Source organism: Paraburkholderia atlantica (assembly GCF_000092885.1).
Classification (GTDB): domain Bacteria; phylum Pseudomonadota; class Gammaproteobacteria; order Burkholderiales; family Burkholderiaceae; genus Paraburkholderia; species Paraburkholderia atlantica.
Window position 1 is genome coordinate 2111084 of record NC_014118.1, and the last position, 13806, is coordinate 2124889.

12 protein-coding genes and 1 pseudogene are annotated in these 13806 nt (G+C 65.9%); 8 read left to right on the forward strand and 5 right to left on the reverse strand.

Annotated features, from left to right (window positions below):
• Window positions 1-38 precede the first annotated feature (38 nt).
• Window positions 39-2504: a bifunctional acetate--CoA ligase family protein/GNAT family N-acetyltransferase gene (locus tag BC1002_RS25570; protein ID WP_013092898.1), complete on the forward strand. Its 2466-nt coding sequence runs from the start codon at window positions 39-41 to the stop codon at window positions 2502-2504.
• Between the two features lie 42 nt (window positions 2505-2546).
• Here BC1002_RS25570 and BC1002_RS25575 read toward each other — a convergent pair whose 3' ends face one another.
• On the reverse strand, window positions 2547-3092 hold the full coding sequence (locus BC1002_RS25575; RefSeq protein ID WP_013092899.1) for a hypothetical protein: 546 nt from the start codon (window positions 3090-3092) through the stop codon (window positions 2547-2549).
• Window positions 3093-3221: 129 nt separating this feature from the next.
• Window positions 3222-4007, reverse strand: a complete 786-nt coding sequence (locus BC1002_RS25580) for an IclR family transcriptional regulator (RefSeq protein WP_013092900.1) — start codon at window positions 4005-4007, stop codon at window positions 3222-3224.
• Window positions 4008-4256: 249 nt separating this feature from the next.
• Here BC1002_RS25580 and BC1002_RS25585 point away from each other — a divergent pair, with 249 nt between their 5' ends.
• The 4 genes from BC1002_RS25585 to BC1002_RS25600 are packed head-to-tail and all read left to right on the forward strand — an operon-like array spanning window position 4257 to window position 7813.
• Window positions 4257-5297: an aldo/keto reductase gene (locus BC1002_RS25585; protein ID WP_013092901.1), complete on the forward strand. Its 1041-nt coding sequence runs from the start codon at window positions 4257-4259 to the stop codon at window positions 5295-5297.
• A 7-nt stretch (window positions 5298-5304) separates the two neighbouring features.
• Entirely contained in the window at window positions 5305-6135 is an 831-nt protein-coding gene (locus BC1002_RS25590) for an amidohydrolase family protein (RefSeq protein WP_013092902.1), read from the forward strand.
• Window positions 6136-6168: 33 nt separating this feature from the next.
• Window positions 6169-6912, forward strand: coding sequence for an SDR family oxidoreductase (locus BC1002_RS25595; RefSeq protein WP_013092903.1), 744 nt, complete (start codon window positions 6169-6171; stop codon window positions 6910-6912).
• 52 nt (window positions 6913-6964) lie between these two features.
• Window positions 6965-7813: an ureidoglycolate lyase gene (locus tag BC1002_RS25600; protein ID WP_013092904.1), complete on the forward strand. Its 849-nt coding sequence runs from the start codon at window positions 6965-6967 to the stop codon at window positions 7811-7813.
• 86 nt (window positions 7814-7899) lie between these two features.
• Here BC1002_RS25600 and BC1002_RS25605 read toward each other — a convergent pair whose 3' ends face one another.
• On the reverse strand, window positions 7900-8334 hold the full coding sequence (locus BC1002_RS25605; RefSeq protein WP_013092905.1) for a PaaI family thioesterase: 435 nt from the start codon (window positions 8332-8334) through the stop codon (window positions 7900-7902).
• A 284-nt stretch (window positions 8335-8618) separates the two neighbouring features.
• Here BC1002_RS25605 and BC1002_RS25610 point away from each other — a divergent pair, with 284 nt between their 5' ends.
• Window positions 8619-10241, forward strand: a complete 1623-nt coding sequence (locus tag BC1002_RS25610; protein ID WP_013092906.1) for a methyl-accepting chemotaxis protein — start codon at window positions 8619-8621, stop codon at window positions 10239-10241.
• 130 nt (window positions 10242-10371) lie between these two features.
• On the opposite strand, the gene BC1002_RS25615 is transcribed toward BC1002_RS25610, so the two are convergent.
• Together BC1002_RS25615 and BC1002_RS25620 are read right to left on the reverse strand one after the other, a co-directional pair.
• A complete protein-coding gene (locus tag BC1002_RS25615; RefSeq protein ID WP_013092907.1) occupies window positions 10372-10575 on the reverse strand; it encodes a cold-shock protein in 204 nt (67 codons plus the stop codon).
• 301 nt (window positions 10576-10876) lie between these two features.
• Window positions 10877-12010 carry an AGE family epimerase/isomerase gene (locus BC1002_RS25620; RefSeq protein ID WP_013092908.1) on the reverse strand — a complete coding sequence of 378 codons (1134 nt, stop codon included), beginning with the start codon at window positions 12008-12010 and terminating at the stop codon, window positions 10877-10879.
• Between the two features lie 168 nt (window positions 12011-12178).
• On the opposite strand from BC1002_RS25620, the pseudogene BC1002_RS39065 reads away from it, so the two are divergent.
• Both BC1002_RS39065 and BC1002_RS25625 read left to right on the forward strand, forming a co-directional pair.
• Window positions 12179-12295 (forward strand): annotated as a pseudogene (locus BC1002_RS39065) (MgtC/SapB family protein); the annotation flags it as partial.
• Between the two features lie 151 nt (window positions 12296-12446).
• Window positions 12447-13799 carry a hypothetical protein gene (locus BC1002_RS25625; protein WP_013092909.1) on the forward strand — a complete coding sequence of 451 codons (1353 nt, stop codon included), beginning with the start codon at window positions 12447-12449 and terminating at the stop codon, window positions 13797-13799.
• Window positions 13800-13806 lie beyond the last annotated feature (7 nt).

Sequence of the window (13806 nt, forward strand, 5' to 3'; positions counted from 1 at the left end):
AGCCGGCTCCAATTCCTGTCCAACCGCATGGAGCGCCCGTGACCGTTCGCAATCTCGACGCGTTGTTTCGCCCGAAATCCGTCGCCGTGATCGGCGCGTCCGAGCGGCCGGGCAGCATCGGCGCGATGGTCTGGGCGCGTGTGCTCGAAGGCCGCTTCGACGGGCCGCTGTGGCCCGTTAATCCGAAGCACGCGACGCTCGGCGTCCACCCGGTGATTTCCGACGTCAGCGATTTGCCGCAGGCGCCCACCGTCGCGGTGATCTGCACGCCGCCCGCGACGTGGCCCTCGTTGATCCACAAGCTCGGCGGCATGGGCACGCGCGCCGTGATCATCGTCGGCGAGGTGCGCAGCGATGAAGACCGGCTCGAGCTGCGGCACGCGCTATCGGCTGCGCGGCCGCATCTGTTGCGCATCGTCGGGCCCGGTAGTCTCGGCGTGGTGTCGCCGGCGCTGGGCGCGCATCTGGGCGCGCCGTCTTGCACGGTCAAGGCGGGCGGCGTCGCGTGGGTGTCGCAGTCGAATGCGCTGACCAACGCGGTGCTCGGCTGGGCACGCGCGCGCGGGCTCGGTTTTTCGCACGCGGTGGCGCTCGGAGCGGAGGCCGACGTCGACGCCGGCGACGTGCTGGATTACCTCGCGAGCGACCCCGGCACCCGCGCGATCCTGATCGAACTCGATAGCGTGCGGGCGGCGCGCAAGTTCATGTCGGCCGCGCGCGCGGCGGCGCGCAACAAGCCGGTGCTCGCGCTGCGCTCCGGCCGCGACGATCCCGCCGACGGTCTCTATACAGCGGCGTTCCGGCGCGCTGGCCTCGTGCGCGTCGACGCGCTCGACGATCTGCTCGACGAAATCGAAACGCTCGGCGTCGGCCGCGTGGCGGCGGGCGCGACCGCAACGCTGATCACCAGCGACCGCGGTCTCGCGACGCTCGCGCGCGACGCGTTCAGCGCCGCCGGCGGACTGCTCGCGCCGTGGCCGGCCGCGGCGTCGGACGCGCTGCGCGAGGCACTGCCGCTGGCGGTCGGCGGCAATCCGCTGCTGCTCGGCGACGGCGCGCGCCCTGAGCACTTCGGCGCCGCGCTGAAGCTGCTCGGCGAGTATCGCGAGACCGGCACCGCCGTCGTGGTGCACGCATCGACGCATGGCGCGCCCGTCGACGACGTCGCGCAGGCGCTGATCGAACATCAGCGCTTTGCCTATCGCGGGCTGCTCGCGTGCTTCTTCGGCGGCGTAGATGCAGCGAGGCGCGACGCGCTGCATGCGCAGGGCATCCCGGTGCACACGACGCCGCAGCGGCTCGCGCGCGCGTTCGCCCGTCTGGTCGATTACCGGCTGGGCCGCGAACTGCTGATGCAAACGCCGGAAGGCCTGCCAGCGCAGATTCCCGAGTCGATCGACGCTGCCCAGGCGCAGGCTCGCGAAGCGTTGGCGGCGGGCGAAAGCGAACTCGCCGGGGACGCGGCGGCGCGGTTCCTGGCGCGATTCGGGTTGCAGGTGGAGGGTGTGGAAGAAGGGGGCGCCGCTGCGCCGGGCGCCGCTGCGCCGGACGGCGACACGCCGTGCGCCGATGCCGACAGCGCGACAAAACCCGTCGTCGACGTCGCCGTCGAACTGCACGACGACGACAACTTCGGCCCCGTGTTCCGCTTCGCCGCGCCGTCGATGGACGGCGTTTCCAGCGGGTTGCACGTGTACGGCCTGCCGCCGCTCAATCCGATGCTCGCGCGCGATATCGTCACGCGTTCGCAATACGCAAGGCTGGTCGCGCCGGAGCCGACGCTCGCCGCGTTGACGGCGTTGTCGCAAGCGGTTTGCGACGTGCGCGAGATCGTCGGCCTGTCGCTGAAGCTCAGGGTCTACCGGGACCGCGTGACGGTGGTCGATCCCGTGTTGCGGGTTGGCGGAAAGCGCAGCCGTCTCGCGATCGTGCCGTATCCGCGCCGCTTCGAGGAAACGATCGACTGGCAAGGTATGCGTATAACGGTGCGGCCGATTCGCCCGGAAGACGAAAACGCGCATCGCGAGTTCGTGAATGCGATGACGCCGGAAGATTTGCGGCTGCGTTTTTTTGGCGCGGTCGGCAGTTTCGAGCACTCGCAACTCGCGCGCATGACGCAGATCGATTACGACCGGGAAATGGCGCTGATCGCGACGGTCGACAACGAAGACGGCGTCGCACAGACGCTCGGCGTGGTGCGCGCGGTGGCCGATCCCGACAACGAGACGGCCGAATTCGCGGTGACCGTGCGCTCGGACCAGAAGGGGCGCCGCCTCGGCCAGTTGCTGATGCAGCGGATCATCGCGTACGCGCGGGCGCGCGATACGCACTGGCTGATCGGTGAAGCGCTGCGCGAGAACACGGCGATGATCGCGCTGGCGAAGGCCAGCGGCTTCACGATCACGCGGACCGAGGACCCCGGCGTGGTCGGCTTCCGGATGGCGCTCGACGAACCGGCGGGGGCGGACCCGAAGTCCGCCGCGCAGAATCAGCCGGGGCATTGAGCGGCTTACGTCGCGAGTCGCTCAACGCACGGTTTCATCGGATCACGCCGCCAGCTTTTGCGCCGCCTCATCGACCTGCGCGCGCGTGACCGACAGCTCATCGAGCCACGCCTGTGCATACACCGCGCCGGTTTCGCGTTCGAGCCGTGCGATCGTCGCCGCGCAGCGGTTCGCGTCCTTCAGCGTCGAAATGAACGATTTCACCGACTCGCCGCCCTTGAACGCGTCGAACAGCGGCACGCGAATTTCATCGGGCAGCGGGCGGGTGGTCCATTGGTACGGTTTGCCGTTGAACGTCAGCGACGGCGGCAGCACGCGCTCCTTGCGCGCGGCCGGGATCAGGCCATAGGTGCGCGCCGCTTCGCCGATCTGCTCGGGCGAAAACAGTTCGTCGGGCGTGATGTCGAATTGCTGGATGAAGGTCTCGATGCTTTGCATCGCGGCGGCGCGGTCGTCGCGGCGCTTCTGCGCGTGAGCGACGATGTCGCGCAGTTCATCGGCTTCTGCGGCGGTGATCGTGAAGCTCGACTGCTTCTGCTGGAGTTCGGAAAAACGCTGGAATTCGGAATCGGTCAGAAGTTTGGCCATTGCTCAATCGATGCGCGCGCATGAGCCCGTCATGCGGCGTTATTTTGGAAGGGCCGCCATTCTAAACCATGTGCGAATGCGTGCCGCCGCGCGAACCGTCGCCGCGCAAAATACCGCGCACCTTGGCAATCAGGCGGCCTGCTCGCGGAACATCGACAGCGCCTGCACCGTGTCGCGCAGCAGCGTGGTGGCCGCTTCGAGCGTCGGCGCGACGTACTCGTCGATCCGCCGCAGATACGGACAGGTGAGCACCGCGATCGCCTGTCCGGACGGCGCGAGGATCGGGAAGGTCACGTCGGTGACACCGAAGGTCTGCTGGCTGTCCTTCTGCCAGAAGCCCGCCGCGCGGATGCGCTCGCAGGCCTCCTCCAGCGCGTCGCGATCGAGCGTGACTTCGCCCTTCACCTTGGTGTGCTCGGCAAGCATCTGCTGACGCTGCTCGACGCTCTGGAACGCGAGCATCACGCGCCCCGAGCCGGTGTCGATCAGACCAACCCGCGAGCCGAGCCGCACAGACATACCCCACGAGCCCGGTCCGTCGACCTGGGCGATCACCAGCAAGTTGCCGCGGTCGTAGACGACGAGGTGGCACGACTGCTCGGCCGCGTCGGCGAAGCGCTGCATCAGTGGCAGCGCTTCGGCGATCAGCCGGTTCATCGGCGGATGCCGGTGCGCGAGCGCGAACAGCTTCAGGCTCAGCGAGTAGCGGTCGCCGGCCGCCGAGCGCACCACGTATTGACGCGCGACGAGGCGTTCGAGCATCCGGTACATCTCGCTCGCGTTGCGGCCCAGCTGCCGCGTGATTTCGGCGCGCGTGAGTCCTTCTTTCTGCTCGGACAGCAGTTCGAGAATGTCGAGGCCCTTGTCGAGCGCGGGGGCGCGGTAGCGGTCGTCGTCTTTGTCTTCGGCGTCCATCGTGAGGGTCGGGGTCTCGTCCGGAGTTCTTATTATCTGGTGCGGGCGCAGCGTTTCGCGAACTGAATGTCTGCTGTCCAGGGAAAACCCCGGGCATCCGCGTCGCGCAGTGTTCTTGACTTGTAAAAATTCGAATATGAATAATACGTTCATTGGTGAATGAGTGCACGCGTGAGCGAGACGCGCCCTTCGCGGCTGCGCGTTGGACCCGGCGCATGGTAAAAACACCACAAATAGGGAGACACGCTCATGTCGGCATCGATCGGATCGAAGATCGGGCAGCGGCGCCGTATCGGCCGGGGCTCGTTGCAGGTGAGCGGACTGGGGCTCGGCACGGCGCCGCTCGGCGGCCTGTACCGCGACCTGTCCGACGAGGAGGCCCATGCGACCATCGCCGCCGCCTGGAACGCGGGCGTGCGCTACTTCGACACCGCGCCGCACTACGGCAACACCAAGGCGGAGCATCGGCTCGGCGCCGCGTTGCGTCACTATCCGCGCGGCGAATATGTGCTGTCGACCAAGGTCGGCCGCCGCTTCGTACCCCGCACGTCGCCATTCGACGACCGCGAAGGCTGGCAGAATCCGCTGCCGTTCGAAGCGATCTACGACTACACGCACGACGGCATTCTGCGTTCGTTCGAGGACAGCCAGCAGCGCCTCGGCATCATCGATATCGACATCCTGCTCGTGCATGACATCGGCCGCGTCACGCATGGCGACCAGCATCCGCACTACTGGAGGCAACTGACCGAAGGCGGCGGCTTCCGCGCGCTGGAGCGGCTGCGCTCGACGGGCGCGATCAAGGCGGTCGGCCTCGGCGTCAACGAAGGCGCGGTGATCCTCGACGCGATGGCCGAGTGCGATATCGATTGCGCGTTGCTCGCGGGGCGTTATACGCTGCTCGAGCAGACCACCCTCGACGACCTGCTGCCCGCCTGCGAGGCGCGCGGCGTCAGTATTCTGCTCGGCGGCGCGTTCAATTCGGGCATTCTGGCGCGCGGCGTCGAAGGCGATCTGAAGTTCAATTACGGCGCCGCGCCGCCCGAGGTGATCGAGCGCGTCGCGCGTCTGGAGGCGGTATGCCGCGCGCACAATGTGCCGCTCGCCGCCGCCGCATTGCAGTTCCCGTATGCGCATCCGGCGGTCGCCACCGTGCTGACCGGCGCGCGCAGTGCCGACGAATTGCGCGAGAACGTCGCGTCGTTCGAGCTGCCGATCCCCGCGGCCTTGTGGTCCGCATTGCGCGACGCGGGCCTGCTCGACCCCCGCGCGCCCGCGCCCGAGGACTGAACCGACCATGCCGATCGATGCTCACCAGCACTACTGGGACCCCGCGCGGGGCGACTACGAGTGGCTGACGCCGGAGCTGAAAATCCTCTATCGGCCATTCGGTCCCGACGATCTGAAGCCGCTGCGCGAACAGGCTGGCATCGAGCGGACCGTGGTCGTGCAGGCCGCGCCGACGCTCGACGAGACCCGCTACCTGCTGGATATCGCGCGACACGAGCCGTCGATCGCGGGCGTGGTCGGCTGGGTGCCGCTGCTGTTGCCGAACGCGCCCGATCTGATCGAGGCGCTCGCGCGCGAGCCGAAGTTCAAGGGCGTGCGGCCGATGCTGCAGGACCTGCCCGACGACGGCTGGATCGCGAACCCCGACCTCACGCCGGCGATCGACGCGCTGATCGCCCACGACCTCGCGTTCGATGCGCTGATTTACGCGCGTCACGTGCAGTACGTCGAGATCTTCGCGCAGCGTTTTCCGGCGTTGCGCATGGTGGTCGATCATGGCGCGAAGCCGCCGATCCGCTTCGGCCAGGCGGGCTACGAGGTGTGGCGCGATGCGATTACCCGGCTCGCCGCATTCCCGCAGGTGCACTGCAAGCTGTCGGGTCTCGCGACCGAGGCGTCGCCGGGCTGGACCGAGGACACGCTGCGGCCCTACGTCGAGCATCTGCTGAACACGTTCGGCCCCGCGCGGCTCATGTGGGGCAGCGACTGGCCCGTGCTCGAACTGAACGGCGACTATCTGCTGTGGCATTCGGTGGCGACCACGCTGCTCTCGCCGTTGAACGACGCCGAGCGCGACGCCGTGTTCGGCGACAACGCCGCCGCGTTTTACCGGCTTTGATTTCGTTAGCAGCCCATTCAACTGGAGTCGTAGATGACACAAAGATTGGCCGGCAAAACGGCCCTGATCACCGCGGCGGGACAAGGTATCGGTCTCGCTACCGCCGAACTTTTCGCGCGCGAAGGCGCGCGCGTGATCGCCACCGATATCCGCATCGACGGACTCGCCGGCAAGCCGGTCGAGGCGCGCAAGCTCGACGTGCTCGACGGCGCGGCGATCAAGGCGCTCGCCGCGGAAGTCGGCACGATCGACGTGCTGTTCAACTGCGCGGGCTATGTGCATGCGGGCAATATCCTCGAATGCAGCGAGGAGGACTGGGATTTCGCGTTCGACCTCAACGCGAAGGCGATGTACCGTATGATCCGCGCGTTCTTGCCGGCCATGCTGGAGAGGGGCGGCGGCTCGATCATCAACATGTCGTCGGCGGCGTCGAGCGTGAAGGGTGTGCCGAACCGCTTCGCGTACGGCGCGTCGAAGGCGGCGGTGGTCGGGCTGACGAAGTCCGTCGCCGCGGATTTCGTCACGCGTGGTGTACGCTGTAACGCGATTTGCCCGGGCACGGTGTCCTCGCCGTCGCTCGAACAGCGAATCGCCGCGCAGGCGCAAGCGCAGGGCGCATCGGTCGATGCGGTGCAGGCCGCGTTCGTCGCGCGTCAGCCGATGGGTCGCATCGGCAAGCCGGAGGAAATCGCCGCGCTCGCGCTGTATCTCGCGTCCGACGAGTCGTCGTTCACGACGGGCCAGCTCCATGTGATCGACGGCGGATGGTCGAACTGATTCTGATTGATTGACGAACCGAACACTACTGAACGTAAAGGAAAGTGCAACGATGAAACTGCTTCGTTATGGGCCGAAGGGCCAGGAAAAGCCGGGCCTGCTGGACGCGCAAGGCAAGATTCGCGATCTGTCGAAGGTGGTGGGCGATATCGACGGCGCTGTGCTCGGCGATGACAGCCTCGCGAAACTGCGCGCACTGGATCCGGCAACGCTGCCGGTCGTCGAAGGCAATCCGCGCGTGGGCCCGTGCGTCGGCAAGATCGGCAAGTTCATCTGCATTGGCCTGAACTACGCGGATCACGCGGCGGAATCGAATCTGCCGGTGCCGGCCGAACCGGTCATCTTCAATAAGTGGACGAGCGCGATCAGCGGCCCGAACGACGACATCGAAATCCCGCGCGGTTCGAAGAAGACCGACTGGGAAGTGGAACTCGGCGTCGTGATCGGCAAGGCGGCGAAATACGTCGACGAAGCGAACGCGCTCGAGCACGTGGCCGGCTACTGCGTCGTCAACGACGTGTCGGAGCGCGAATGGCAGATCGAGCGCGGCGGCACGTGGGACAAGGGCAAGGGCTTCGACACGTTCGGCCCGATCGGCCCGTGGGTCGTCACGCGCGATGAAGTCGCCGATCCGCAGAACCTGAGCCTGTGGCTCGAAGTGGACGGCCATCGCTACCAGAACGGCAGCACGAAGACGATGATCTTCAGTGTCGCGAAGCTGGTGTCGTATGTGTCGCAGTGCATGAGCCTGCAGCCAGGCGACGTGATCTCGACCGGCACGCCGCCGGGCGTCGGCATGGGCGTGAAGCCGAACCCGGTATTCCTGAAGCCGGGGCAGACGGTGCGTCTGGGTATCGAAGGGCTGGGCGAGCAGACGCAGAAGACCTACGCGGCTGAGTAACGCGCTTTCTCTTCCTGTCTTATCGCTGTGAAAGGAAAGGCCGTTCCTGTTAAGCGCAGGAGCGGCTTTTTTCATGCCGTGCGGCTTTAATTCCCCGCCTCCTGTTCCCCATTCTCCCCGATCCGATTCACGGTCCCCTGCGCAACCGCCACCAGCTTCTCGCGATTCCCCTCCATCACGAACACGCTGCACTGGCAAGTGGCCTGATGCCGGCCCGCATAGACGACGCTAGCGCGCGCGATCAGCGTGCCCTTCACTGCCGGGCGCAGATAGTTGATCTTGTATTCACCGGTCACGACTCGCGGACCCAGCGATAGCGCGCCCGCGAACGTCAACGCATTGTCGGCGAGATAGCTGATGACGCCGCCATGCACGAAACCATGCTGCTGCCGCAGTTCATCGCGAATCGGCAGACACAGAGTGAGCTCTTCGCTGCTGGCGTGCATCAACTCCGCGCCCAGCAGCATGCTGAACGGCTGAGCGTGCAGTGCGCCGCGCGCCCGGTCGAGTAGGTCGGTCATCGTGGTTCCTTCGTGCAGAGTCGGGGTGGTGCATCGGTGCAACGGAGCATCCGCGCGGCGAGCGCCACGCGGTCCCTACCCACTCTAGGAAGTGCCGCTGCGCTGCGCAAGGTGAATCCTCGCGATGAGCGACGCATTGTTGCGCAAAACAACGTCAATCGCGATGATCGCCGATGAAACCTGCACGTAGAGCGCTTTTTGCGTGAATTGGCCTCAAGCCGTCACTCACCCTGCCGTTAACCCTGGGTGTAGCCCCCGTCATCCTTTGTTCCCAGGTGTCCCCGATGTTCAGCAAGATCAAGGTCGCATCCGGCCTGCTATGTGTTCTGGCCGCGTTCTGCGTCTTCCAGCTCGTCACGGTAGGGTTGGGCTTCTGGTCGCTGACGCGCACGCACGACGACGTCGGCGATCTGTCGAGCATCGCGCTGAAGCAGGTCGACGCGGTCAACCAGACGACGCAGCGCCTGATGGATGCGCGCATCAACCTGTCGCGCGCCGGCACGCGCATGGTGCGTGGGGGCACCGAGCCCACGGACATCGTCCAGCACGCTCGCGAACAGCTCGTTGCCGCCGATCAGTCTTTCGCGGCCTTCATGAGCGCCCGGAAGACCAGCGACGAAAACAGCGCGCGCGCCACGGCGCTCGCCGAACGCTACAAGGCGCTGCACGGTGCGCTCGCGGAGCTCGTGCAGTATCTCGACTCGAACAATATCCAGGCCTTCCTCGATCAACCCACGCAATCGTTTCAGGATGCCTATCTGGCGGAAGTGCACAACTTCGAGCAATTCGGCGACGCCGCGAGCCGCGCGTCGCTCGATTCGATCGATGCGCGCATGGCGGCGTTTCGCACAGTCAGCGCGGCGATTCTGCTCGCGCTCGTGGCCGGCACGCTTGCCGTCTTTACGGCGCTGCGCCGCGGCGTCGTGGCACCGCTCGAGGAGGCGGGCCGCCACTTCGAGCGCATCGCGCAAGGCCGTCTCGATCAACCGATCGCTGCGCGCGGCAGCAACGAAATTGGCCGCCTGTTCTCGGGCCTCGCCACGATGCAGGCGAGCGTGGCACGCACCGTCAGCAGCGTGCGCGAATCGGCCGACTCGATCCATCTGGGCGCCAACGAAATTGCGACCGGCAACGCTGACCTGTCCGCGCGCACCGAAAACCAGGCGGCATCGCTCGAGGAAACGGCGTCGAGCATGGAAGAACTGACGGCGACCGTGCGCCAGAACGCCGATCGCGCGCGCGAAGCCAACGCGCTCGCCGAGACCGCCCTCGACGCGACGTCGCGCGGCAGCGAAGTCGTCAACCAGGTGGTCGACAAGATGCATGGCATCGCGCAAAGCTCGGACAAGATCGCCGAGATCATCTCAGTGATCGACGGCATCGCGTTTCAAACCAATATCCTCGCGCTCAACGCCGCCGTCGAGGCGGCGCGTGCTGGCGAGCAGGGCCGCGGCTTCGCGGTCGTGGCTGGCGAAGTGCGCGGCCTCGCGCAACGCAGCGCGCAATCGGCGAAGGAAATCAAGACGCTGATCAGCGAATCGGTTGCCGAGATTCAGGGCGGTTCGACGCTCGTCGAGCGCGCCGGCGAAGCGATGAACCATGTGTCGGCGTCGATCTCGCGCGTCACGCAGATGATGGCCGAAATCAGCGCGTCGTCGCTCGAGCAGAGCACAGGTATCGAGCAGGTGAACCAGGCGGTCGTGCAGATGGATGAGATGACGCAACAGAACGCGGCGCTCGTCGAGCAGGCCGCGGCTGCGGCGGCTTCGCTGCATCAGCAAACCGAGCAATTGAAACAGGCAGTTTCGGTATTCGAAATTTCTGAAAGTGTGTTGCGCACGCAACAGCGTGGAGCAATCTCCGCGGCAAATGCTGAGTACGCATTAACCGTGGCACATGACCTTTAAGGCGGCGACGCTTGAAAGCGATGCAGAAATAGAAAATGGCTCGCATATTGCGAGCCATTTGCATTAGACGCGAGGGCCTGTAGAGGCGCCTATCGTGACGTCCAAGTCTGTCTCAAAGTACCTGAGGTACTTAGATCGACTGGATGTTTGCAGCCTGCTTGCCCTTCGGGCCTTGCTTGACTTCGAACGACACTTTCTGGTTTTCCTGCAGGGACTTAAAGCCCGATGCCTGGATTTCCGAGAAGTGTGCAAACAGGTCTTCGCCGCCGTCGTCCGGGGTGATGAAGCCAAAGCCCTTTGCATCGTTAAACCACTTAACAGTACCTGTTGCCATTTTTGATCCAAATAAATGTTGTGTATTGCATCGCGACCGACATTGCTCGAATGCAACAGCGAGCGCGAGGGGAGAGTTGTATCACGTCTTTGTGACAGACGCCAATCAACATGCATCCGGGTATTCCCCGGTTTTGACGTTTTTTCGCGCTTTCAGAACGTCTGACGAGAACTTTTTTGCGCCAGGGTTTACCAGCGGCATTAAATTTCCTCGCGACGCGGCCGCGGATATTCGTCCATCCATGCCGCTCGTTATTGAGACGATCGAGCGTTGAATTTCATCTATCGATGTGCAAATTCAGCTAAGTTCCAGCGCCCGATTCGGCACCCAAGGGCAGCGCCGCATAGGCGGTAGCCAGGTGATAGGGCGTGGTCGACGGCATGTCGGCGCGCGCAACTTCACCGCTCGAGGTCTTGCATTCGAACCAGCCTTGGTCATGCAAAAAGCATCGCTGAAAACGCGCGATCTGTTGCGGCAACGCCGCGCGCACGGCCGGATCGTCGTGACAGGCGAGTGCGCGCAGGTATTCCGTCTGCGCCCAGATCCGCTGGGTCGCGTCACTGACGTTGCCGCCCTCGTCTAACGATGCGCACACCCCGCCGTTGTTCGAGTCCACGCCATGCTGCTGCGCGAAGGCGAAAGCGCGCGCCAGCGCTTCGGTGAGCCCCGTGCCGTCGAACAGCGCGCCCGCCTGCCTGACCAGCCAGTACCACTCGAACTGATGTCCCGGCTCCAGGCGGTTGCCGCTCGCCCCGATCGGCAATTCGGCGATGCAGCCGCTCGGCGCATGCACGAAGTGCCGCGCGACCGCGTCAGCGAGGCGGCGCAACGCGGCGCCGAAGACGTTGTCGCGCGTCGCCTGGCAGGCGGCGAGCCACGCTTCGGTCAGGTGCATCAGCGGATTCTGCAGCGGCGTAGCGGTGACCTTCGAAAAGTCGACGTTCAGCGCGGCGTTGAACAGCTCGCCGTCGGCCGCGAAGTTCGACTGGATCAGCGCGCTCGTGCTGTGCACGAGCTTCAGCGCGTCGAGGTTGTCGGAGCGCCGCGCGTATTCCGCGCAAGCGAACACGACGAACGCGTGCGTGTAGAGGTCCTTGGTCGTGTCGAGCGGCACGCCGAGCGCGTCGACGCTGTAAAACCATCCACCGTGTTCGGTGTCCCGAAAGGTTCGTGTTAGCGAATCGAAAAGCACGTGTGCGTGTTCCATGTCGCCCGCTTGCGCAAACGTGAACAACTGGCGCGCGCAGGCCATCGCTCGATAGCGTTGCGCGGGCAGCGGCTCGCCTCCGGTGGCGTCGAGCGCTTCGTAGGGCAGCTGCAACGCATGGTTGAAGCCGGGCCCGCGCCACATCGGCAGCACCACGTTCGCGAAGTGCTCGCGCAGCGCGTTAGCGGCGGTGATCGTCGAAGCAGGGGGAGGGGTCGTGCTTGGCATGGTCGGTTGGTTCGGGCGCGTAACGTGCGCAGTGTATCGAGGCGGCGTTCAGGGTGGCGGTTCAGGGTTCCGCTCGGCCAGGTCGCTGGGGTCCGCGGCCTAGCATAAAGCAAACGCCTCGCGCTGACAGCTTGAGTCAAGCATTCGAAATGCTCTGCGAACAAGTGCGACGAAGTGATCATCACGCTGCATCGCGTGTCGAATGCGGAATACGAGTCGATCTGCGCGCGCCTTCGGCAATTGCAGGGCGTGCGGGAATTCCGGGGCGACGACGCGAGGTCGTGAAAGGCGCGCGCGGCTCGAAAGCGCGCAAATCGTCGGGGAATGGCTTCGGCGCGGGCGGAGCGCCATGCGACAATGCTGGCTCTAAATATTCCAACGGCAATGACGAGCGGCATCCGGCGCCCCGTTCCTGGCGACGACCGCTTTTTCCTCTATGGCAGATTCCGTAGCATTCCCGCAGTCCAGGCCCCGGCGCGTCGCTTCGAAGAAGCAGCGGCAGGGCGCCGTCTCCACCGAAACCGAAAACAAGCTGGCGCGTGCGGCGCGCTCGGCGCAACGCCTCGCGCAACTGAGCGGCGTCGGGCGCGACGACAGCACACTTGATCTGTTCCCCGACGATCCAACCCGCGCGACGCTCGAGGCAATGAACATCGACGTCCGCCAGGGCACGCTGCACGGGTTCGAACTGCCGGATGTGGTGCTGCAGGCAGTCGGCGCATTCGATGAACCTACGTCGCTCGACAAGGCCGCGCGTCGCACACCGCGAGCGACGAAGCTGGACGCACCGATGCCGGTGAACGAGCAGTTGAGCGGGTTTGACGTCGAGCCGCTGATGGCGACTGCGGACGCGCCCGCGAGCAAGCCCGCGCACGGCGCGCCCGACGATGCAACGCCGAACGCCGAAGCAGTCACCGACGACAAACGCACCCCGCCTTCGCGCGAATCATCCGCGCCGCTGAGCTCGACGATGGCCGCCGCGACCGTCGCGCGCAGCGTCACCGCGTTGCGTCAGGCGGCCGAAGCGGAGTCGGCAGCGACGGCGGGCGCGGGCAAGCCGCGGCAGCGTTTCGCCGCGACCTTCGCGAAAGCCGCGACGGCATCGCGCGATGCGTCCGCGGCGGCGGTTCCAGCTTCGTCCGCGACGTCCGCCGCGACCGAAAGCAGCAGCGCGAGCATGCAGCCCACCTCGTCAGAGGCTGTAACGGCGAAACAGGACGACAAGCCCTCGACCACCGAGTCCTCGACGACACCCCGGCCCGCGTCCGCAGACAACCAGGCCAGATTCGCCACGTCATGGCGTGAAGCGCGCCGCACCGACGCGGCCGCCGCCGCGCTCCGCTCGGAACCGGAACTCGACCGCGCGCGTGCCACCGCGTTCGCCGATACAGTCGATGCGCTCTACGGTGTGATCGCCGATCAGCGCCGCGCCGGGACCGATCATTCGCGGCGCGTGAAATGGATGCTGTCGATCGTGGTCGGTGCGCTGCTGGTCACGGTGGCGATCGGCATCGCGCAGACACTGCTGCTGATGCGCCTCACGCGCGAGACGACGGCCCAGCAACAGCGCATCCAACAGATGATGCAGACCCAGCAAGCGGCGATGGTGAGCCTGCTCGACGCGCATACCGCGATCGCTGCGTCGGCGACCGCGAATGCCGCGTCGGCGCCCGCCGTCACTCCTGCCACTGTCGCGCCCGCCGCCCCCACCGCGCCCACCCAGCCCAACGCCCCGCCGACCCACGCGAGGCACGCTCGCGCCCAGCACGGCCGCCCGTCCGGTCGCTAAATGGGGG